Consider the following 22,075-nt stretch of genomic DNA (forward strand, 5'->3'; position numbering starts at 1 on the left):
TGAGTCCCATTTCTGGAACTCATCTGCGTCTTTCTTGTTTCGGTTTTTCTCTCACCAACACTATTTTTGAAAGAGCCCTGATTTCATAATGGCGCTATTCGATCGTTTCCCGCCAGATGTTTGCGCCCAAGGCCCGCAGCTTGCCATCCAGATCATCGTAGCCTCGTTCGATGTGATAAATTTCATGAATCTCCGTCACGCCTTCCGCTAGCAAGCCCGCCACTACCAGACTGGCGCCGCAGCGCAGATCCGTTGCAGTAACCCGGTCGCCATAGAGCGGCGTGATTCCTTCGATCGTACAGCTGCCCTGACCGACGCTGATATCCGCGCCCATCCGCTGCAGTTCGATACAATGTTTAAACCGTTCCGGATATATCGTTTCCTTGATCGTCGACTTGCCTTCCGCCTGCGTCAGCAACGCCGATAACGGCTGCTGCAAATCCGTCGCAAAGCCGGGATACGGCAGCGTCTTGATATCCACGCCCTGCAGCTTCCCGCCACCGCGGATCGTCACGCTGTCGACATCGACTTCCATATCCACGCCCATTTCCTGCAGCTTTGATAACAACGATTCCAGATGCTGCGGAATGATATTGGTAATCTTCATTTCCTTAGCCGCCGCGGCCGCCATGATAATAAACGTGCCCGCTTCAATCCGGTCCGGGATGATCTCATGGAAGCAGCCGGATAAATAATCCACGCCGTCAATCGTGATCACATTCGTCCCCGCGCCGCGGATATGCGCGCCCATCTTGTTTAAAAGCGTCGCAACGTCGATGATTTCCGGCTCCTTCGCCGCGTTTTCAATCGTCGTGCGGCCCTTTGCATACACCGCCGCCATCATGATGTTGATCGTCGCGCCGACCGAAGAAATATCCAGGAAGATCTTTGTTCCGATCAATTCTTCCGCTTCGATCGTGTAACACCCTTTCTGATAGTCGACCTTCGCCCCCAGCGCTTCAAAGCCCTTGAGATGCAGATCAATCGGACGCGGCCCCAGATAACAGCCGCCCGACATTTTAATTTTCACATGCTTGTATTTGCCTAACAAGGCTCCCATGAAATAATAGGAAGCCCGCAGCTTCGTAACCGCCGGATGTTCCAGCGGGCAGTTGATCATCTCCGTCGGATCGATGATCAGATGCCCCCGATCCTTATGCACCACCGCGACGTTCAATTCCTCTAACAAGGTCGATAACGACTCCACGTCCGCGATATCCGGAACGCCGCAGATCGTCACCGGGCCGTTAGCCAGAATGGAGGCCGGGATTAAAGCCACCGTCGCGTTCTTCGCCCCGCTGATTCTGACCTCTCCGTTCAGCTGATGACCGCCTTCAATCTTAAATACTTCTTCCATCGGTTGGGCTCCTTTCATTGCACTATCATACTATTAAGTTTGGCTGAAAACGTGATTGTTCCCTGATTCAATGAACGCGGAAACCTTACTCGCAATACAGCTGACGAATCTCTGCTTCCCATTGATCCATCAGTTTCTGCAGCTTCTTTTTGTTATTCTTTCTGCCCATCCAGGAAAAGCTGGCGATGGCCAGTTTTTTCTCCATGCTGGACGGCAGGAATTCCTCGCTGTACGTCACCTGACAACGATCCTCGCCCAGCGCGGCGCATCGGGTGTCAATCACCTGCGTACCGTCAAACATATCGACCCGCAGCTGGACATGACCCGGCTTGTCGTATACCGCGACCTGCGCCTTGCCGACCCGCTGCTTCCTTTCTGAAACCAGAACCTTCTTATCATATTTCATGCCCTCATGAATCTGGGCGATTGTCAATTTCTTATCGGTTTCGATCTGAATGTCCTGCGCAATCCGCCGTGCCATGAAATTGAAAAACTGCACGGCAGAACAGGGAAACTCGTGCTGTATCTGCATAAACCTCATCCTTACCTTATCCGTACCTATTATACCGTGAACTCCCCGGCATTGCCACAATTTCCAAGTCCTTACCGGCAGTTTTCGCTTTCCTGAACTTTCCTTTACCGCGCCGTTTATCCTAAAACTTCCGGCAGGCGCTTTGATCAACATAAATAAGGATCGCTTTTTTTCGATCAAACTGACGTTGGAAAACCGAACGGAATGTTCCGCTCTCCCACTGTGCTTCCACTCTGTTTCATTTCTTCCGGTACTTCATGCTATAATAGAAATAACAATCCGCCGCAAGGCAAAGAATAATGTAGGACAGACAAAGCCATCGCCGCTTTTCCAGCCGAAACGAAATCACAATTCTGATTAAGACTTCCGGGAGAAAATGAACCATGGATAAACGTAGACACCGAAAAACTCACACTCTGGCGCAATTTTTACGGCGCTATTTTCTGACGACCGCTTTGGGCGTACTCGCGCTTTTGGGGAGTGCTGTGCTTCTGTTTCTGCTGGGACTTCAGGCTGGATGGTACACGCGGCTCAATCACAATGAGAAACAGGCCCAGGAACTGATCGGTAAAATTCAGCGGCAGGATTTCTTTGATCCGGCTGAGGTTGGCGATGGTCTTGATTATGTGCTGTTCAGTCATGAACAGCTGGCAGATACTTCGTTGTCCCCGGACAGCGCGCTGACTGATTTTTCTCTCTATACCGGCAGCTACACCGGCAAGATCGGCACGCAAACCTGGTTTCGCACCGACCTGCGGGCGGAAGTCGTCATCCTCTTATTCCGCTATGAAATCCGCCCCGCCCTCCCGGCATTCGCCGCGCTGATCCCCAACTTGCAGGGGCCGTTGATCGGCGCACTCGGCTTGTCGCTCTTTCTGTACCTGTTGACGACGGCCAATCACTACGGGCGGAAACTTGTACAGGCTTTGAACACGTTGGAAGAATCCGCAACGCAGATCGCTTCCGGCAATCTTGATTTTGAAATTCAGGATACCGCGTTCACCGAGTTCAATCAGGCGTTGAATTCCGTTGATACGATGCGCTCCGCACTGAAGGATTCCCTGATCCAGCAATGGGACATGCAAAATCAGCGGGAGATCCAGATCACCGTGCTGGCGCACGATTTAAAGACGCCGCTGGCTAAAATCCAAACCGACGCCGAACTTTTGCAAAAGGAAGCCCGGTCAGCAAGGCATCGTCTGGAAGCCATCAATCGCCATGTCGGTCAGCTTCGTCAGGTTGTATTTCAGCTGCAGCAGGCAGCGTGCAGCCAGAATCAGGCGGAACAGCCCCGCGTCACCGCCATCGACGCGCTGGTCCGGCGCTGCATGAAGGAAGTATCCGGATTGTGCCGCAATAAAGCAATCACATTGACGGTATTCTGTCCGCCCTTCCAGGCCCGAATCCATGCGGAAACGCTGCGCCGGGCGCTGATCAATCTGCTTGATAACGCAATCCGCTACTGCCCCTCAGGCAAGACGGTTCAGCTGATGGGCCAGATTACGGAAACCTGCTGGATCTTGAAAGTCAGCGACGAAGGTCCCGGTTTTCACGCGGAAAGCCTGAATCATATCGGCGAGCCATTCTACCGTTATGAATCAGCCCGCAGCAGTCATGGCCATGCGGGTCTGGGCTTATATACCGTTTCGCAGGCAATGCAGATCGAAGGAGGCCGCATGATTCCCGGCAACGTTCCGGATGGCAGCGGCGCTCAGGTAATTCTGCAATTTCCATTATCAACGCTGGCTGATGAAAATGAAGCGGCCGCAAATTCAGATTAAACGACAGAGTTGAACAGGAATTCGCAGAGAAAGACAATATCATTTCCGATGTCCTTTACCAAAGACGAATTGGATTCACCCTGGCTTGCCGGCTGCTATTAAACCTTGAACTCAAAGCTGAAGCCGAAGCCTTTGACCTCATGCGTATCGTTGGCAATCACAAACGCTTCCCTGTCGATCGCCGTCACCATTTCCATCAATGCCGGATACTGATTTTTCGTGATGACGACCAGGATGATCTTCCGCTTTTCACAGGTAAAGCCGCCCTGCGCTTCGATCAGCGTCGTGCCGCGTTCCAGTTCGGAATGAATCCGTTCAATGATCTGTTCATATTGATCGGAGATGATCTGAATCGCTTTGGCCTGCTGGCCGCCGAACATCAGCACCTTATCAATCGCCACGGAAGAAGCCCAGACGGAAACAAAGCCGACCAGCACCGCTTCCAGGCCATAGGTAAATGCGCCCAGCAGCACGGTCAGCGCATCGGTGATCAGCACCAGCTTGGCAATTTCAATGTGCGTCAGCTTATGGACGATCAACGGCGGAATATCCATGCCGCCGGTACTCGCCCCGGTTCGTAACGCCATCCCCACGCCGGTACCGCCTAAGAGTCCGCCATACAGGGAAGCCAGAATTGGATCAAGATCCAGCACCGGCACCCGGCCACTGAAAAACGTCAGAAATACCGGATAGATCAACGAACTCAAAATGGTCTTCATCGCGAAGTCTTTTCCCAGAAAACAGGCTCCGACGATAAACAACCCGACGACCAGCAGATTGACCATCAGCGTAACTGGCAGCGGAATCAACGGCTGCAGCGCAACCGCCACGCCGGCGACGCCGCCTGACAAGATATCATAGGGCAGGATGAACATACTGACGGCCAGCGCCAGCACCGCATTGCCCGCCACAACCCAGACAATATCCTTCCCCTTTTGTTTTAACGATTTCATAAGCGACCTCCTCGTTGACAATTCATCCTTCTTATTATAAGCTTTCCCCCGGCATAAAAAAAAGAAAACCCGCAGATTTCTCCGCCGGTTTTCGAGGATCTCAGTTTTTAAACGATTACGCCTTGTTTGCGGAACCGAACTGGTTCATCATTTCGATGACCTTCTTGGTGATCGCTTCTGCGCCTGGTTTCAGCAATTTACGCGGATCATAGCCCTTGCCGGCCAGATCTTTGCCTTCTTCAATGTACTTCCGGGTTGCGGCTGCGAAAACCAGCTGCAGTTCGGTGTTGACGTTGATCTTGGAAACGCCCAGGGAGATTGCCTTGGCAACCTGATCCGCCGGGATGCCGCTGCCGCCGTGCAGAACTAACGGTTTTCCATTGGTGGAAGCCTGGATTTCAGCCAGACGGTCAAAGTTCAGACCCTGCCAGTCAGCCGGATATTTGCCATGAATGTTGCCGATGCCCGCAGCCAGGAAATCAACGCCCAGCGCCGCGATGTTCGCGCATTCCTGCGGATCTGCCAATTCGCCCATGCTGGCAACGCCGTCTTCTTCGCCGCCGATGCCGCCGACTTCACATTCAACGGAAATGCCCTTCGAATGAGCCAGTTCCAGAATTTCTTTCGACTTCGCAACATTTTCTTCGAAATCGTAATGCGAACCGTCAAACATGACAGAAGTGAATCCCGCTTCAATGCAGGCCTTGGCTCCTTCAAATGAACCATGATCCAGATGCAGAGCAACTGGAACGGTGATGCCCATGGAGTCATGAATTTCTCTGACCATGGCGACAACATTCTTGAATCCAGCCATATACTTGCCAGCGCCTTCCGAAACGCCTAACATGACTGGTGACTTGGCTTCTTCAGCTGCAGCCAGGATGGATTTAATCCATTCCATGTTATTGATGTTGAATGCGCCTACTGCATAATGACCTTCATGCGCTTTTTCGATCATTTCTTTTGCGGAAACTAATGCCATAAATGTATCCTCCTATTTTCTACGCCCTTATTCTACTCCATTTTTCATAATTTGAGAAGTCTGCAACCGCGCTTTTGCATTAAAAAGAACACATCCCGAACAATCCTCAGATTTCAGTCAAAAATGCTGATCTGCCACTTTGTGAGAAAATTTGAAGAAAGCACAGATTTTAAATCTCCGATGCCAAGATTCGCTCTCAAAACAAAATACTTTGAAAAAAAAGAGGATAATTTTACCCATTTTTGGTTAACTTATGAAGAATTATTAACTTTTTTGTGTATAATACTATTGTCAGGGTGTAATATAAAGAGGGTTTACAAGTAAGGATTACCGATTTCATTTTATCACCTGCTTTAGTGAATTTTTTACTTAACTTCACTAAAAAAATGATTGTCATAGTAGAAATTGTTGGATATAATTCCAACCGGAGGAATAGTATGAATAAAAGTTCAGAAATTTACGACATCGCTTGGGATCTCGCTTCGATCGTAGACAACCTGGATGATTCCGTCCTTAACGTAATTCGAAAAGGGACGCAAGGGATAGATCCGAATGCTTCCGCATCGCTGGATCTGGCCTGCACAATGCTGAATAAGAACATCGAACAGCTGAAAAGCTTAGTTGCATCCCTGGAAGAAATTACTTTCAGTCTGGAAGAAGAACTGGAAAAAAGAGGACCGAACGAGAAAGAGAACTCCTCAACACCGGCAAATTTATCGTAAACTAAGAGAACTGTCAGAGCATTCAAGCTTTGCGACGGTTCTTTTTATTTTATAGTTGCCGGCTTCACTTCTGCGCCTCAATGAACAGAAAAAATCCTCTGGCCTCCCAGCGTTCTATCCGTTTGGGAAATCTGAGGATTTTGATTTATTCGTTAAAATTCTATTGTTATGCGTACTGAAAACATGAAGTTAGCGAAGTTCAGCGGCCGCGGTTTCACCCGCCAACCGGCCCAAGGTTGCTGAAGTCGTCAAAGAGTTCCCACCGATGTAATAATCACTGAAGAATTTACGATTAGACATTTCCCCAGCCGCGAACAAATTCGGAATGACCGTATTTGTTTCATCAAGGACATGACCCTTTTCATCCGTTACAACGCCGCCCAGCGTCCCCCAAGATACCGGATAATAAGCGACCGCATAATAACCGCCATCTTCAGCGTAAGCCATCATCTTCTCTGAACTCTTGCCAAAGTCTTCATCTTTTTGTTTTTGGCACAGACTTTGATAACGGTCAAATGTATCCCGTAATGCGGCCGGATCAATCCGCAAGGTTTCTGCCAGCGCTTCAATCGTATCGCCATAGACTACCGCGCCGCTTTCCAAACCGGCCTCCAGCGAAACGTTCAGTTCCTCGTCGGTCGTATCATACAACCAGTAAAATGCTGAGGATCCATCCTGAATCATCGCGTAAGTCAGCATCTGACTCGAGGCTGGCGATTCATTGGCAAACCGCAGGCCTTCCGCATTGAAGCCAAGCTTATCCGCAGTTCCCGGTCGTTTTTCAATCGTTTTTTTCCACACTGGATCGGCATCCAATCCGCCTTCCATAATTTTGAGTCCTTCATAGAACTGCGCGCCGATCTGTTCCATCATCTTAAACCCATCACCCGTGTTGCCTACAGCGGATTGTTGGATTATCGTCATATTCGCCAACGTCGGCATTGCAGCTTCCAAACGCGCTTCATCCCACGCCGCGCCGCCGGTTGTAACGATAACTTTTCGCGCTTTGATCTGGATTTCAGTCTCATTTTGCTTCACCTTTAATCCCACAGCAGCACCGTTTTCCATCAAGATTTCCACAGCTGGACTTTCCAGTAAAATCTGAATACCCTTCGATTCGGCAATCTCGCCAAGCTTCTGCGTCATTCCCGCACCTTTGCCCTCCCAGGCTGTCGTCGCTGTACTCTTCGCTGTAAATTCCGCCCGCATTCCCAAGTTAAGCATAAAATCAACGGTCGTTCCAGTCTGACTCATGATCATTTCCAGTTGTGTTTGATCCGGGAAGGTCTTATCCTCGGACTGATTATGGATTGACATCAGATAATTCATCGTCGTTTCCAGGCTATCGTCAATATCCGGTCCGAAGTTCTCATTGTCCACTGTTGTCATAAAAGCGCTGGACAGCGCCGCGCTGCCGCCAAGCACACCTTGCTTCTCCACCAGAATTACTTGTGCTCCAGCTTCTTCCGCGGACAGTGCCGCCATGAGGCCCGAGATGCCGCCGCCCGCTACGACAGCGTCGCATTCCAACACCGACGCTGGTTGGGCTGAAGACACTTCCTTTTCTGCTTCCGGCTTCATTTGAGCAGTACACGCCGAGGCTGTAACGAGCAGCACCGCCGCTGCTATGACCCATCCTTTTTTCCAATTCATTTTCTTTCCTCCTGTTTGTTTCAGAATAAAGCATTTTTTCACAAGAAGGAATGAGATTTCTATTGACCCTGTGTTAACTTTTAGTTTATGCTGAAAGCAGAACAAATGAGGTGATCGCATGAACGATAAGCAGCTGCGCTCGATGATCGTCATCGCGCAATGCGGCAGTTTCAGCAGAGCGGAAGAACAGCTGTTCATCAGCAAACAAGCGCTGAAAAAACAAATGGACGCTTTGGAAGCGGAACTACGTGTCACTTTATTCATCCGTACACCAAAAGGAATTCAGTTGACCCCTGCCGGTCAAGCCTTTCTGACCGAAGCGCAGCAGTTGACAGAAGCGATGTTCAACGCCGCTGAACGCTGCCGCAGCATCGCCGATCAGCAACAGAAAATCCGCATTGAAGCACCGAATCATCCACGTTTACTTTTAGAAAAAGTGATCACGCGGTTTACCCAGCAATATCCTTATATTCAGCCGATCCTGAAGCTGCATCCGGGCGACAATCCATTCCAGCGGATTCTGACATGTCAGGCCGACGTTATCGAATTGGCTTGGAATCATGATGAACCCCCGGCTCCAGTCGGCTATACTCCGCTAATTGATCTACCCTACATGTGCCTGCTTGCCCCTACCCACCCGTTGGCGAAGCAAAACGTGATTACTCTGGATGCCTTATGCGGACACACGGTCGCAGTCAACCGTTTCCTCTGGCGCAGCGAGCTGCTCGACGCGTTGAAAACAATTCCGAATATTCGTTTTAAGGAATATCCCGAGGCGGAAGAAATCGCGGCTGTTTATAACGCCTGTTACGCTCAGGAAATTTACATTACCGCCGCTTATTACGTTCGTTTTTTGCAACCGTTGATCGCAATTCCGCTGCAGCTGAATCTAAGCCATCAACTCGGCGTCATTCATGCCCTCAATCCAAGCGGGCAGACAAAGAAATTCCTTGCCACTGCGCAAGAATTTTTCCAGCATTATGATTATTTAAAAGATCGAGAGCTGTAATTCAAGTATATTTGCAATTCCTTATGAATTAAAAGAGAAAGGGGCCTCATTAATTTTTTTCATGATCGTCGATCGGCAGTGAAGCGTTAAAGAAAGCTTGTTGCCGGATCCGTTTAAAATCAGCGCCTTCAATTTTGTTAAAATCCAGGCCTGACCGTCGTTTTATCCGCGGAAGCGCTTGTCAACGCCGCAGAATTTCATTATAGTTATAGCCAAGTTAACAGGAGGGTTTTATCATGCAATCACCGCAGGAGATTATGATCATCCGTCAGCTGGACCGCGATTTGGCGCTGGCCGGCGACCGGCTGCACAGCCGCCAGATTTACCAACGCACCCTTTGGATACCGGATGAAGAACATCGTCAGGCTCTGGCCGAGACCTTAGACCAGCTGCGCTATCGTGTCGATCAGCTGACAGACGACAATGAAGCCTCGCATTTTTTTATCCACCATTTCCATGACGTTCTTGATTTTCTGACTTGGGAAGCGGAAGATTTCTGGACGCATCCGCAGGTTCAGCTGGGTGAAATCCAACATGCGTTAAAGCAGCTGTGGTCCGTGGATCAGCGGCGACGCAGTCTGCGCATCGCTATTTTAGGCGATCAATGGGCTGCGCTGCCCGCTTGCCTGCAGGCTCTGGAACGCCGGTTCCCCGATTTTGACGAAAAGGATCTGCCGGTCATCTTATCCCGCAGCGCTGCGCTCAAACGCCAGGCCGAACAGATTATCCCTCAGCTGGACGCCCAGGAAGTGGAAGTCAAGCATCGTCTGAGCGAAGGCGTCCAGGCGCTGTCCCGCTGGATTGACCTGCTGCGCGAGGCCGGCGTCAATGAAGGTCAGGAAATCAAAGACGAGGATCAACGCCTGAACACGGATCCGGAAAGTTACCGGCGCACGCTGGCCATGAAGCTGGGTGTCGATCTGGAAGATCTGCTTTCCTGGTATAAAGATGAAATTGAAGCGACGCGGGCCAACGTCTTCGCGATTGCCAACCGGTTAAGCGATACGCCGGTGACGACGATGACTCAGGTTCGAGCACTGCTGGACGAAAAGGCCGGAGCTTGCGAAAGTGCCGAGGAAATGTTCCGCCGCGGTCATGAATATCTGGCCCGCGTCAAAGCGGTCAGCAAGCAGAAACTGTGGCATCCGATTGATGAAATTTGCGATCTGACCGGAGTGCCGGAAGAACTCAGAGAATCCTTCCCGTGGGGTGGTTACATGGACGGCTGTCCGTACGAACGTCCGCTGCACGGCCGGATGTTCTTAAATGAAACCAACTACACCGCCGTCAGCGACGGCTGGATTAAGGTCAATACGATTCATGAAGCCTATTTCGGCCATCACATCCAGTTTTTGCGGGTCAACAGCGATCCGCTGCCGGAAACGATGCGCCGCGGGCCAAAGGCTGACCCGCTGATCGAAGGCACAGCGCACCGCAGCGAGCACGTTTACGAATCAATCTTTGCGGAAGATCCTTACTTTCCGCTGTTCACAGCTTACCGCCGGCACCATACGTCAGTGCGGATTCAGGCTGATCTGATGCTGCGGTGGGAAAACCGCACGATCGGTGAAGTCGTTGAATTATACCGGCGGGAACTGGGCTTTGATGCGAAGACCGCACGCGGTCAGGTTCTGGCTCAGGAAGACATGTTCGGTTATTTCACCTGTTACTGCTATGGTCTGAAAAAGATTGAACAGCTGGAAAAGGAACTGGGTCTGCCGGCGGATGAGATGACCCGGCGGTTATTTGAAGCGGGACAGATCAGTATGGAAAGCTTGCGCCTGTTGTTAACCTGCAGCGAGCAAGCCCGCTGGTCAATTCTGCACGACTATCCAAGCCTTTACCGGTTTGCGTAGGATCATCATTAAGAGGCGAGGAATCCGCAATGATAAAAGCACTGTTTTTTGATCTGGACGGCACGTTGTTAACCTCTGAGAAAACATTGGCGCGTTCCACATGGGAAGCGCTGCGGGCTTGCCGCAAGAAAGGTATTTCCCTGTTCATCGCCACGGCCCGGGCGCCGCTGCTGGAAACAATGCTCGGCTGGACGGAAATCGAACTGAACTTATTCGACGGCGGAATTTATTGCAACGGCGCCTGCGAAAAGCTGCATGGGCAGACACGATACACGTTTCTGCCCGCCGCAATCGTCGCCAGCTGCGTGAAAGCCGTTCAAGCAGTCCCTGAACTGCATCTTGCGCTGCAGCTGAAGGATGAATTCCACGCCTTCAATGAACCGTTAGCCGACTTTGCCGATCCGTTATGGGGCATTGATCCGCGCCTCTGCGTTTTGCTGGGGTTGGAAGTGGTTAGACAAACGGTGAAAATTCTGATTTACTTTGAAAATCTTGTTGATTCCGTCACTGCTCTGCCCTTGTCGCTGACAGATCGCTGCCGCGCGATAAGCGGGAATCAGGCGAACGTCTATCTGACCGATCAGGGCAAGGTGCTGCAAATCACAAATCGCCAGGCAAGCAAATTCAAAAGTATTGATCACCTGCGCTGCCTGCTGAATCTGAAACCGGAAGAAATCGCGGTGTTCGGCGATGACTGGAATGATCTGGAAATGTTGACCCGTTTTCCTAACGGCGTCGGTATGGGGAATGCCGATCCGAAATTGCTCAGTCAGGTTCGTTATCAAACGCAAAGCAACGATAAAGATGGAATTGCCTACGCCTTGCATACGCTCCTGGGGTTGATCTGAATCGGTATCCATGAAAGAAAATCAGTTAGTTCCACCCTGTTTTTAAGAGAACGGGACGGAAGCTCCTGCCGAGCAGGTTACAACAACTCAGCGAAGCCGCAAAGACGTCAGGAATCATAAATATTGAAATCAACAATATGTGGCAATGAATGAAGCTGGGATGTCGCTATTCATTTAGGCGGAAGAAAAAAGAGATCCTGATCCGCTTTGAATGTCCGATAGATTCAGAGTCCGGGATGTTCTCGCAGATTTAGAAAACACCCTGTTCTTATTGATCACTCCCTGAAGCACGCTGAGCATCAACCTGTTCCGCTTTCTCATTTTCAACCCTTACCTTGGACCCGAGGCCCTTTTGCCTATCTTACGGATTCCTGTTTGTCTTTCTGCTTCCTCCTTAAGAAATGGGAACCCGGGGAAAAAATATTTTTTTATTTGTTTGACATCGGGCTAAAACCTGTTATACTGAAGAAGTAATATTAAGCAATAGCTATGATCGCGTAACGGGATTGTAATTATCACTCAATGTACAAAAATCCCTGAAGTTATGCGATTTTTTATACCTTGAGTAGCTTCTTATTCCCACTAAAGGAGGTACTTAAAATGAGTACAGGAAAAGTAAAATGGTTTAACGGCGACAAGGGCTACGGATTCATCACGGATGATCAGGGCCAGGGCGATATCTTCGTTCATTTCTCAGGCATCAACGGCAGCGGCTACAAGTCACTGGAAGAAGGCCAGAAGGTTTCCTTCGAGATTGAAAATGATGCTCGCAGCAACAAGTCCCGCGCTGTTAACGTCACAGTTCTGTAAAAAAACCGAAAACCCGAAAGGGTTTTTTTTATTGCTGCCAAGCTGCATCCCAAGTTCAGCATGACTCAAAGCTTCCCCATTTTCCCTCGCAGAACTCGCGCATTTTACCATTTCTTCAATGGTATTCTCCCTTTCTTTCTGATATAATATGAAATTGAGTTTTTAAGGGGTATAGACTATGAAAAGACTGGCTTTCGATAACGAAAAATATGTGCAGATGCAGTCTGCCAAAATTAAAGAACGCATCAAACAGTTTGACAACAAGCTTTATCTGGAGTTCGGCGGCAAGCTCTTTGACGATTACCATGCCTCCCGCGTACTCCCGGGATTTCAGCCGGACAGTAAAATAAAAATGTTGATGGAGCTTCGGGAATCTGTCGAGATCGTCATCGTCATCAATGCGACGGACATTGAGAAAAACAAAGTCCGCAGCGACTTGGGGATTACCTACGATCTGGACGTCTTACGTCTGATCGACGCCTTCCGCAGCATTGACCTGTATGTCGGCAGCGTCGTCATCGCACAGTATGCCGGCCAGATCACCGCAAATCTGTTTAAGAAGAAACTGGAAAATCTCGGCATCAACGTCGTTCTGCATTATCCGATCCCCGGCTATCCAAGCAATGTTTCCTACATTGTTTCCGACGAAGGCTATGGCAAGAATGAATACATCGAAACCACCCGTGAACTGATCGTCGTCACCGCCCCGGGACCCGGCAGCGGCAAAATGGCAACCTGCCTGTCGCAGCTGTATCATGATTACAAGCGAGGCATCAAAGCCGGCTATGCCAAATTTGAAACTTTCCCGATCTGGAATCTGCCGTTAAAGCACCCGGTCAATCTGGCCTATGAAGCGGCGACGGCGGATCTCAACGACGTCAACATGATCGACCCGTTCCACCTTGAAGCGTATGGCGAAACTGCGGTGAACTACAACCGCGATGTGGAGGTATTCCCGGTCTTGAATACTTTATTTGAAAAGATTGCGGGCGTATCCCCGTACAAATCGCCGACCGATATGGGCGTCAATATGGTCGGCAACTGCATCATCGACGATGAAGCGGCGCGCCGGGCCAGCGAAGATGAAATTCTGCGCCGCTACTATCAAGCGCTGTGCGATTACCGCCGCGATCTGGCAACGGAAGAATCCGTTCAGAAAATTGAACTGATCATGAACCAGGCCGGGATTGTAAAGGAAGACCGCAAAGTGGTTACCGCCGCCTTAAATAAAGCCGCGGAAACCGAAGCGCCGGCCGTGGCCATCGAACTGAACGATGGACGGATCATCACTGGAAAAACTTCCAATTTGTTAGGCGCCTCCAGCGCCGCACTGCTGAATGCGTTAAAGGAAATCGGCGGCATCAACGATAATATCCCGCTGATCTCCCCGAATGTCATCGAACCGATTCAGAAGCTGAAAGTCGAGCATCTCGGCAATCATAACCCGCGCCTGCATACCGATGAGATTCTGATCGCCCTGGCGATTGCCGCGACGAATAATCCGGTATCCCATCTGGCGATGCAGCAGCTGAAAAAGCTGAAGGACTGCGAAGTTCATTCCACCGTGCTGCTTTCGGAAGTCGATTCGTCGACATTCAAAAAGCTGGGCATGAATCTGACATGCGAGCCGGTGTATCAGAAGAAAAGATTGTATAATCGTTAACAAAAGCTGCGGCACAAAGATTCATCCGAGTCTTCTGTGCCGCAGCTTTTCATTTGCATTTTTATTTTAACTGGAAACTTTATTCATCCTCTGCTCATTCTCCAACAAGCACCCGCCGGGTGCTTTCTTCCACGGCAAAAAGGTTATCCAGCACTTATTGAAGCGGAAATCAACGCGACCGCTTCCAAAATATCGGACACGACCGGCTTGCCGGAGGTGACAAGAAGTTTGCGGCTTTGATGACCGCGGTCAATTAGAATGCAATCCCAGCCTAACGCTTCCGCAACCTCCGCGTCATGCAGGGAATCCCCGATCATGATCATTTCCCGATCCGGCTGCGGATTTTGCTTCAGCCACGCCTGGGCGGCGCTCAGCTTCTCCCGAGCATAGATATCGGAAATTCCGATCAGATCGCTGAACCAGTCCGTACAGCCGCATTGTTCTGTCTGCATGCGCAGATGATCCTGCCGGGAAGCGGAAAGAATCAGCGACGGCACCCCCTGTTCCCGCAGCTGCCGGATCCCCGGCTCCGCGTCCGCAAACAAGCCGCAGCGCACGGCCCGTTCGTGATATCCGCGCATGTATTCCGTTGACAAAGCCTCAAAGCTTTCCCGTTCCAGATCAAAACCAACCTGCCGGTAGTAATTGATCACCGGGAACGTAAACACATTCTGGTATTGATCCACGCTTTCCAGCTGCGGCAGATGCCGCCGGCGAAGCATCGCGTTGACCGTTTCGATGCAGACCTCCACATCGTCCAATAACGTCCCATTCCAATCCCAGACTACCATTTTCATCCTTTTTCACCTCACTCGCTATAATTCTTGCCTGAAAGTCGATTGATAAACACGCTTGCACAAAGCGCGTTTTCTTTGCGCATCACTTTTTCCAAACGAAAAGGCAGACTGCGCTGCCCTTTCCCCATCAGAAACTTTCGTCGTTTGATTCTTCAAACGAAACTTTTTCGACTTCCGCGTCTTCCTCGAAGCTGTCCAGTTCGTCCAGCTCGTCGATATTGTCGTCCTCCAGGACGATCGCACTGGTATCAAAGTGCGTTTCGTTATACGTATGCCGTGACCGCAGATCCCACTTGTTGTTGCCCAGGGACGTAAAACGGTTGTCCAGCATCATCGACGTGTAGAACGAGGCGATTTTCCGTTCAGCCACATTTTCGGAATAACCCATGATTTGAGAAACCTCATCCCACAGCTTGTTGAAGGTGACGCTGTTTTTCTTTTTGCTTAACAGTTGATAAGCAACATCAGTCATTGAACGATTTGACACTTTGAAACAGTCCTTTCTTACATTTTTTCCGGTGCGCTGACGCCGATCAAGGTCAGTGCGTTGCGCAGAGTTATTTCAGAAGCCTTCACCAACGCCAGACGTTGGGCGCTTAATTCCAGGTTCGTCCGATCCAGAACTTTGCAATCGGCATAGAACGTGTGGAACAGCTGCGCCAAACGGGTGATATAATTGCACATTTTGTGCGGCTGGCGGGTTTTGGCGGCATCCGCGACCGTGGATGCGAACTCGTTGATGTGCTTAAGCAGATCGAGTTCCTTTTCGTGCGTGATCAGTTCGTAATGATCCGCAAGCGCGATGTCCGCTCCCGAACGCAGAATCGAACACATCCGCGCGTGAGCGTATTGAGCATAGTAGACCGGGTTTTCGTTGGTCTGCTTCTTCGCCATGTCGATATCGAAATCCATGTGCGTATCCGCAGCCCGGGAAACGAAGAAGTACCGGACGGCATCGACGCCCGCTTCCTCCACCAGATCTTTTAAAGCAACGGCCTTGCCGGTCCGCTTGGACATCTTAAACTCTTCGCCGTCTTTTACCATCCGGGCCATCTGGATGATGTCCACTTCCAGATCGTCTTTATTTTTGCCCAGCGACTGCACCGCCGCCTTCAGCCGGGCAATGTAGCCATGATGATCGGCACCGAAGAAATCGATCAGCTTATCATAGCCACGGTCAAACTTGTCGACATGGTACGCGATATCCGGCGTCAGGTACGTATAGCTGCCGTCGCTCTTGACGAGCACGCGGTCCTTATCGTCGCCGAAATCGGTTGTGCGCAGCCACAGAGCGCCTTCGCTTTCATACGTCATGCCCTGAGCTTTCAGCGTGTTCAGCGCTTTGTCCACCATACCGCGGTCATAAATGCTCTGTTCACTGGTCCAGACGTCAAACTCAACGCCGAAGGCCGCCAGATCGGCTTTCAGCTTCGCCAGCTCGGCCTGCAGTCCGTATTGGCGGAAAAAGGAATAAGTTTCTGCTTTATCCTTATGCGCCAGCTCTTCGCCGTATTCCTGTTTGAGATCCTGCGCGATTTTAATCAGGTCCGGGCCGTGGTAACCGTCTTCCGGCACCTCAGCCTCCATCCCGCACGCCTGCAGATAACGTGCCTGCAGCGACAGCGCCATGTTGCGGATCTGATTGCCCGCGTCATTCACATAGTATTCACGCGTCACGTCATAGCCCGCAAATTTCATCAGCCGCGTGACGGAATCGCCCATCGCCGCGCCCCGGGCATGGCCCGGATGCAGATCACCGGTCGGATTGGCCGAAACATATTCGACGTCCACCTTCAGCCCCTGACCCGCGTCAGAACGCCCGTAGTTTTCGTTTTCCTGCAGCACGACGCCGATCACCGACGCCAGACTTGCGCTCTCCATAAAGAAATTGATGAAGCCCGGACCCGCGATTTCACATTTGGCAATCGAGCCCTGCTTCAGATCCAGATGATCGATCAGCTGCTGCGCGATCATCCGCGGATTCTGCCGCAGCTGCTTTGTCAGCCGCATCGCCGCATTCGTCGAGTAATCGCCGTGGATCTTTTCCTTCGGGATTTCGATGACGACGTCGCCGCTCTCCCAATCCAGATCAAAAGCCTGTTTCACCGCGTTTATGATGCAGGTTTTGAGGTTTGTTTCAATTTGATTCACGCTTCTGCCTCCTTAAAAAACCATTCGATCTGGAAGCGGTCGGACGGCTGTCCCGCTTCGCCGATTTCATACGCGACGCGCCAACAGTCCTCCGTTTGTTCCAGAAGGGTCGTAAGATTGCCGATTTCAAAAACACCGAACTCCGTTTGAATACGGGATACGGACCGTTGATGAAGCACCAGAAACATCGTGGATACGGCTTCACCCTTGCGTTGGATCGTTATGCTTTGACTTTGTATTTCAACCCGGACCGGACAGCCCGAAGGTTCCTCGGTGTAGAAAAGCTGATTCCCGCCGACGACCTCGCAGGCACATTCGCACAGGCATTCCGCCCGGCCAGTGTTCAGATCTGTTCGTACGACTCGAACTTGTTTAGGTTTTGAAATCATGTTTCTTTTTCCTTTATTCCCTATGATTATAACGGTTGTTGAATAGTTGTCAATAGTCAATTTCAATAAGTTTAAAATTCTTTCTACGGGCCACAATAAACCTGCGAGGTGATGGACGATGAAAAAACTGATCACGGCCGGATGCGTCCTGACGTTATGCGGATTACTGGCACTTTTGGGCTTCTACGGCTACGCTTATTTATCGTATGTCCCGCTGCTGGGACAGGACAGCCGGATCCGTCTTTATAATAACCAGGGCGGTCTGATTTATGAATCGACCTACCAGAAAAACAGCGAATGGATAAATTTGGAGGACGTCCCGCAGACGATGATCGACGCGGTGATCTCGATTGAGGACCGGCGTTTTTATCAACATTACGGTCTGGATCCGGTCCGGATTGCCAAAGCGGTGCTGGTCAACGCTGAAAACGGTGATATCGTGGAAGGCGGTTCAACGATTACCCAGCAGCTGGCGCGCAACCTGTTTCTGACGCTCGACCAGACCTGGTCGCGAAAGTTTCAGGAAGCAGTGTACGCCGCGAAGCTGGAAATGCATTTCTCCAAGGATCAGATTCTGGAAACCTATCTGAACACCATCTATTACGGCCATGGCGTCTACGGCATCCAGAAAGCCGCCGCGTTTTTCTTCGGCAAGGAGCTAAACGACTGCACCTTAGGCGAAATGGCGATGCTGGCGGGAATTCCCAACGGTCCTTCTTTATTTTCTCCGTTTATCTCGATGGACAACGCCCGTTCGCGGCAGGCCGTCGTCTTGCAGGCGATGGTCGACAACGACAAGCTTTCCCAAAGCGAAGCCGACAGCGCAAAAGCGCAGCCGGTGCTGCTGGCGGACTTTTCCACCCAGAAAATCATGGGCTCCAGCGGGTATTATAAGGACGCCGTGCTGACGCAGCTGAAAGAGATGGGCTTGCTCGATCAGGAAACGCTGGAAAAGGGGCTGAACGTCTATACCTATCTGGATCCGCAGATGCAGACGATTTTACAGGACGCCGTCGACGATCACATGCCCGATACCGATCAACAGATCGCCGGATTAATTCTGGAGCCGTTTACCTTCAACGTTCTGGCGATGGTCGGCGGCCGGGACTACACAACCTCCCAATACAACCGCGCGCTGTATTCCACCCGGCAGGTCGGCTCGACGATCAAGCCGCTGCTTTACTACATCGCCCTGCAGCAGGGGTTGTCTCCCTCCTCGACCTTTCTTTCCACCGCGACCCAGTTTCAGATCTCCCAAAGTGTGTTTTATGCCCCGACTAATTACCGCAATGTCTATCCGGAAAAGGAAATCTCGATGATCAATGCGATCGGCGTGTCGGATAATATCTACGCCGTGAAAACGCATTTGTTTCTGGGCATGGATCTGTTGGCGGACGGTCTGGCCGCCTTCGGCATCGAATCTGAGGAAGCCACGGCTGCGATGGCTTTGGGTGCGACGCATTTCCCGCTGATCGACCTGGCGAAGATTTACAACACGTTCGCTTCCGAGGGATTGGTGGACGAGCCGTCGATGATCCGGTTAGTCACCGATAACGCCGGCAACATCCTCTACCAACGCCAGGAAAACCCGAAACAGCTGCTGCACCGCGATGAAACGCTGATGCTTTCCCAGCTGCTGCGGGCGCCATTCGATATCAAAAATCTGCAGGTGATGACGCCATCCCTGTTAGGCTATGAGCCGTATACAACGACGGCCGCAAAGTCCGGGTCCAGCGACTGGGACAGCCTGATCGCCGGGTATAATCCGCAGATGACCGTCGTGCTGTGGAGTGGTTATGATGAAAATGAGAAACTGGAAACCAACGAGGAACGGCGGGTGCCGAAACAGATCTGGAAGCAGATCTTCAACACCGTTTATCCCCAGGATTCCCCCGGCCCCTGGTACACGCTCAGCCCCGAGCTGGAGGAACGGCGCGTGGATCCGATCAGCGGACAGCCCAGCTCTGCCGGTTCGCTCTACTGGTTCCGCCGCACTGATCCGTAAGCGGAACGCCGTCTTTCCTGCACGGGTTATTTCTGAAATGATTGTTAACGAAAAAAAGGAAGGCGATTTCTGGAACCTTCCGTTTTTCTGCAACATAGTCTGGGGCAGGAGGAATTGCGATGATCCGAGGGCTATGTACCGGCCTGGCCGGCATTCTGACACTTTTTGGACTTTGGGCAGCGATGAACTGGCCCGCGCTGTTGTGGGCGAATCACAGCGCAGGCATGGCATGTTTAACCTGTCAGATGACGCTGCTCGCCTTTCTGTTATACCGGCATGAATAAACGGCGGCGGCATGGAATCCACTCGACTTCCGGGTCCGGCCGCAAGACCTTTCCCCACTGTGTCAGCTGCTTTGCCAGCTGATCGCGCAGGTATTCGTAATCCGCGCAATATGCGCTAGGGAGTTGGGCGCTGATCCAGGCTTCCTCGCCGATCCAGACAAATCGCAGGCCGCCGGCGTCGATCGGAGTCCCGGCCTTGTTCGCCAGCTGATTCCAATGATGAATCTGGGCGATGGCTTCCCCACGCCGGGCGACTTCGGCTTGCTTATAAGTCAGAATCCGGGCTTCGAGCCGATGGATCTGAAGCTGGGGATCGATCTGACACCGCAGCACGCCCACGCCCGTTCTTTCCTCATCCTTCTCCCATTCAATCCGGCATGCGCCCTCCCTGCATCGGCCGGACTTTTTCCTTTTTCCAACAGGATTGCCTTCCTGAAAAAAGCCGCCGTCAGAGACAGCCAGCCCTGAAAGTGATCCGCAAGGAACCCCGATCCAGCCGCTGTGAAAGCCCCACAGCCACATCAGGCGATGATGAAAACGAAGGCTCAGCCGCAGTGCATCGGGATTTTCATCGAGAATGCCGCCCACGATCAGCTGTTTTTCAACCTTGCTGATAACGCCGACGACGTCCAGATTTCCCTCTTTTACCTGAAAGCACCGGCGAAATGAAGCGGGAAACGTTGGATCCAGAAAACGGGGATCGTTCACCCGCCGCTGCCCGGCCTCGCTCCGGTATTCTTTTTCCGTCAACCATTTCCACCGCATTGAAAACTCCCCCTTTTTTCACATCTGTCAATTAAATCAGACATTTTATGACAGCGAAAAAACGAAAGGAAAAGCCCTGTTTCCAGAAAAATTCCGGACTTACAGGGCTGTCAGGGAAAGTCTACTTTTTGTGTTTGATCCGCAGGAATGGAAAACCGCGCGGATCGTCAGCCGTATTATATCATGATTTCCAGCTTTTGGAATCTTTCCGCAGAGAATTTTACAGGCTTACCGGCCCGGAGGGTCACTCTCCATTTCCCGCGGATAGTACATCCGCAGATCATTCTTGGATTCCCCATGCACCAGTGCCGCCGCGATGACCGAGGCATCGGATAATTCCTCAATCGTGCCATCCTGCATCAAAACCCAGACCATCGAATTTTCATTTCCCTGATAAGGCTGATATGGCCGTTGGCGGACTTCGTCTACGGTCAGATAATACGTCGGATCCCAGCCGTTTTCCACCAACCGTGCACGCATCGCTTCCAGCTGATCGTGCGTATGGATTTCGCAGGACTGAAACAGATCGCGGTCCAAAAGCCGCCGCGCCAGATCCGCCGCGATCGGATCTGCGCTTTGCCGCAGCAGCGTAAACCCGTAGTTGCAGGCGGATTCATCCATCAGAAAATGATCCTCGACGCTGACGCCGCGTCCTGAGAGGAATGCGTTGAAAATTGGAATTTGTTCCAGAATCGGACTGTGCTGATCCCGCAGCTGTTTTAACCGTGCAAACATCAGCGCGAGCATCGACTCAAAGCTGCGCGATACCGGATGAAAATAAACCTGCCAGTACATGTGATAGCGGGCCATGATGTAATCCTCGACGGAATGCATGCCGCTTTCCTTGACGACCATTTTATGATCGCGCACGCGAATGGTCCGCAGGATTCGTTCCAGATCAAATTCCCCGTATTTCGTCCCGGTGAAGTACGCATCCCGAAGCAGGTAATCCATCCGGTCAGCGTCCAGCTGACCGCTGATCATCTGAACAAGAATTTTATTGGGATGGGTGTGGTCGATCACCGCCGCCACCTTTTCCGGCAGCGATGGGCTGCAACGGACTAACGCGCGATGGACTTCGGTATCTTCCAGAATGATCCGGCGCGTCATTTCCTCATGCCTGGCGATCGTCACCGATTCAAACGCATGGGAGAACGGACCATGCCCCAGATCATGAAGCAGACCGGCGGCCATGACCGTAATCTTTTCCTCCTCGCTCAGCGTTTCCCGCAGATCGCGGACTTCCTCGACCATCCGCCGGGCGATCTCATACACCCCTAAAGAGTGCGCGAACCGGGAATGCTCCGCGGTATGATAAACCTGAAACGCCCCGCCCAGCTGCCGGATCCGCTTCAGCCGCTGGACCTCGCGGCTGTTGATGCAGTCCCAGATCACTTTCAGATCAACGTGAATATAGCCATGAATTGGATCGCGAAGCACTTTGACTTCGTTGAGTTTCTCAAACATTGTTTTCCACCTGGCCTTTCTGCTTTTATTTTAAAGGTTTATCCCGATAAT

General features: G+C 51.4%; 20 protein-coding genes. 9 read left to right on the plus strand and 11 right to left on the minus strand.

From position 1 onward, the window contains the following. Positions 1-94: 94 nt before the first annotated feature. Both I2D94_RS03970 and I2D94_RS03975 read right to left on the minus strand, forming a co-directional pair. Positions 95-1,357, minus strand: coding sequence for a UDP-N-acetylglucosamine 1-carboxyvinyltransferase (locus I2D94_RS03970; RefSeq protein WP_072683157.1), 1,263 nt, complete (start codon positions 1,355-1,357; stop codon positions 95-97). An 85-nt stretch (positions 1,358-1,442) separates the two neighbouring features. Then, positions 1,443-1,889: a DUF3284 domain-containing protein gene (locus I2D94_RS03975; RefSeq protein ID WP_195395686.1), complete on the minus strand. Its 447-nt coding sequence runs from the start codon at positions 1,887-1,889 to the stop codon at positions 1,443-1,445. 383 nt (positions 1,890-2,272) lie between these two features. Here I2D94_RS03975 and I2D94_RS03980 point away from each other — a divergent pair, with 383 nt between their 5' ends. Continuing rightward, on the plus strand, positions 2,273-3,670 hold the full coding sequence (locus I2D94_RS03980) for a sensor histidine kinase KdpD (protein WP_195395687.1): 1,398 nt from the start codon (positions 2,273-2,275) through the stop codon (positions 3,668-3,670). 98 nt (positions 3,671-3,768) lie between these two features. On the opposite strand, the gene I2D94_RS03985 is transcribed toward I2D94_RS03980, so the two are convergent. Both I2D94_RS03985 and fba read right to left on the minus strand, forming a co-directional pair. After that, positions 3,769-4,623 carry a YitT family protein gene (locus I2D94_RS03985; RefSeq protein WP_072683153.1) on the minus strand — a complete coding sequence of 285 codons (855 nt, stop codon included), beginning with the start codon at positions 4,621-4,623 and terminating at the stop codon, positions 3,769-3,771. 115 nt (positions 4,624-4,738) lie between these two features. After that, positions 4,739-5,605, minus strand: a complete 867-nt coding sequence (gene fba, locus I2D94_RS03990; protein ID WP_072683152.1) for a class II fructose-1,6-bisphosphate aldolase — start codon at positions 5,603-5,605, stop codon at positions 4,739-4,741. Positions 5,606-6,042: 437 nt separating this feature from the next. Between fba and I2D94_RS03995 the strand changes: the two genes are divergently transcribed. Continuing rightward, positions 6,043-6,327, plus strand: a complete 285-nt coding sequence (locus I2D94_RS03995; protein ID WP_072683151.1) for a hypothetical protein — start codon at positions 6,043-6,045, stop codon at positions 6,325-6,327. 189 nt (positions 6,328-6,516) lie between these two features. On the opposite strand, the gene I2D94_RS04000 is transcribed toward I2D94_RS03995, so the two are convergent. Next, positions 6,517-7,980, minus strand: a complete 1,464-nt coding sequence (locus I2D94_RS04000) for an FAD-dependent oxidoreductase (RefSeq protein WP_195395688.1) — start codon at positions 7,978-7,980, stop codon at positions 6,517-6,519. 118 nt (positions 7,981-8,098) lie between these two features. Between I2D94_RS04000 and I2D94_RS04005 the strand changes: the two genes are divergently transcribed. The 5 genes from I2D94_RS04005 (at position 8,099) to I2D94_RS04025 (ending at position 14,166) form a co-directional block, all read left to right on the plus strand. Then, entirely contained in the window at positions 8,099-8,989 is an 891-nt protein-coding gene (locus I2D94_RS04005; RefSeq protein ID WP_195395689.1) for a LysR family transcriptional regulator, read from the plus strand. Between the two features lie 236 nt (positions 8,990-9,225). Beyond that, a complete protein-coding gene (locus I2D94_RS04010) occupies positions 9,226-10,845 on the plus strand; it encodes a DUF885 family protein (protein ID WP_072683150.1) in 1,620 nt (539 codons plus the stop codon). A 29-nt stretch (positions 10,846-10,874) separates the two neighbouring features. Beyond that, entirely contained in the window at positions 10,875-11,693 is an 819-nt protein-coding gene (locus I2D94_RS04015) for an HAD hydrolase family protein (RefSeq protein WP_195395690.1), read from the plus strand. 600 nt (positions 11,694-12,293) lie between these two features. Continuing rightward, positions 12,294-12,503, plus strand: coding sequence for a cold-shock protein (locus tag I2D94_RS04020; protein WP_072683148.1), 210 nt, complete (start codon positions 12,294-12,296; stop codon positions 12,501-12,503). Between the two features lie 178 nt (positions 12,504-12,681). After that, complete coding sequence (locus I2D94_RS04025) at positions 12,682-14,166, plus strand: DUF1846 domain-containing protein (protein WP_072683147.1); 1,485 nt, start codon at positions 12,682-12,684, stop codon at positions 14,164-14,166. 143 nt (positions 14,167-14,309) lie between these two features. On the opposite strand, the gene I2D94_RS04030 is transcribed toward I2D94_RS04025, so the two are convergent. The 4 genes from I2D94_RS04030 to I2D94_RS04045 form a co-directional block, all read right to left on the minus strand. Further along, the gene (locus tag I2D94_RS04030; protein ID WP_195395691.1) at positions 14,310-14,963 is read right to left on the minus strand and encodes an HAD family hydrolase; all 654 of its coding nucleotides are present in this window, start codon (positions 14,961-14,963) and stop codon (positions 14,310-14,312) included. Between the two features lie 127 nt (positions 14,964-15,090). Beyond that, positions 15,091-15,435: a DNA-directed RNA polymerase subunit delta gene (rpoE, locus tag I2D94_RS04035; RefSeq protein ID WP_195395692.1), complete on the minus strand. Its 345-nt coding sequence runs from the start codon at positions 15,433-15,435 to the stop codon at positions 15,091-15,093. A 32-nt stretch (positions 15,436-15,467) separates the two neighbouring features. Beyond that, entirely contained in the window at positions 15,468-17,114 is a 1,647-nt protein-coding gene (argS, locus tag I2D94_RS04040; RefSeq protein ID WP_072683144.1) for an arginine--tRNA ligase, read from the minus strand. Further along, positions 17,111-17,503 (minus strand): DUF1934 domain-containing protein, encoded by a 393-nt coding sequence (locus I2D94_RS04045; RefSeq protein WP_072683143.1) that lies wholly within the window; start codon positions 17,501-17,503, stop codon positions 17,111-17,113. Before I2D94_RS04045 ends, argS begins: the two co-directional genes overlap by 4 nt. A gap of 118 nt (positions 17,504-17,621) precedes the next feature. Here I2D94_RS04045 and I2D94_RS04050 point away from each other — a divergent pair, with 118 nt between their 5' ends. After that, complete coding sequence (locus I2D94_RS04050; protein WP_195395693.1) at positions 17,622-19,508, plus strand: transglycosylase domain-containing protein; 1,887 nt, start codon at positions 17,622-17,624, stop codon at positions 19,506-19,508. 119 nt (positions 19,509-19,627) lie between these two features. After that, entirely contained in the window at positions 19,628-19,792 is a 165-nt protein-coding gene (locus tag I2D94_RS04055) for a hypothetical protein (protein ID WP_195395694.1), read from the plus strand. On the opposite strand, the gene I2D94_RS04060 is transcribed toward I2D94_RS04055, so the two are convergent. Together I2D94_RS04060 and I2D94_RS04065 are read right to left on the minus strand one after the other, a co-directional pair. Then, positions 19,775-20,557 (minus strand): hypothetical protein, encoded by a 783-nt coding sequence (locus I2D94_RS04060; RefSeq protein ID WP_195395695.1) that lies wholly within the window; start codon positions 20,555-20,557, stop codon positions 19,775-19,777. The genes I2D94_RS04055 and I2D94_RS04060 overlap by 18 nt on opposite strands. Before the next feature lie 228 nt (positions 20,558-20,785). Next, the gene (locus I2D94_RS04065) at positions 20,786-22,024 is read right to left on the minus strand and encodes an HD domain-containing protein (RefSeq protein WP_195395696.1); all 1,239 of its coding nucleotides are present in this window, start codon (positions 22,022-22,024) and stop codon (positions 20,786-20,788) included. Positions 22,025-22,075: the final 51 nt, after the last annotated feature.

Origin of the sequence: Holdemania sp. 1001302B_160321_E10 (assembly GCF_015552275.1) — a bacterium.
Classification (GTDB): Bacteria; Bacillota_I; Bacilli_A; order Erysipelotrichales; family Erysipelotrichaceae; genus Holdemania.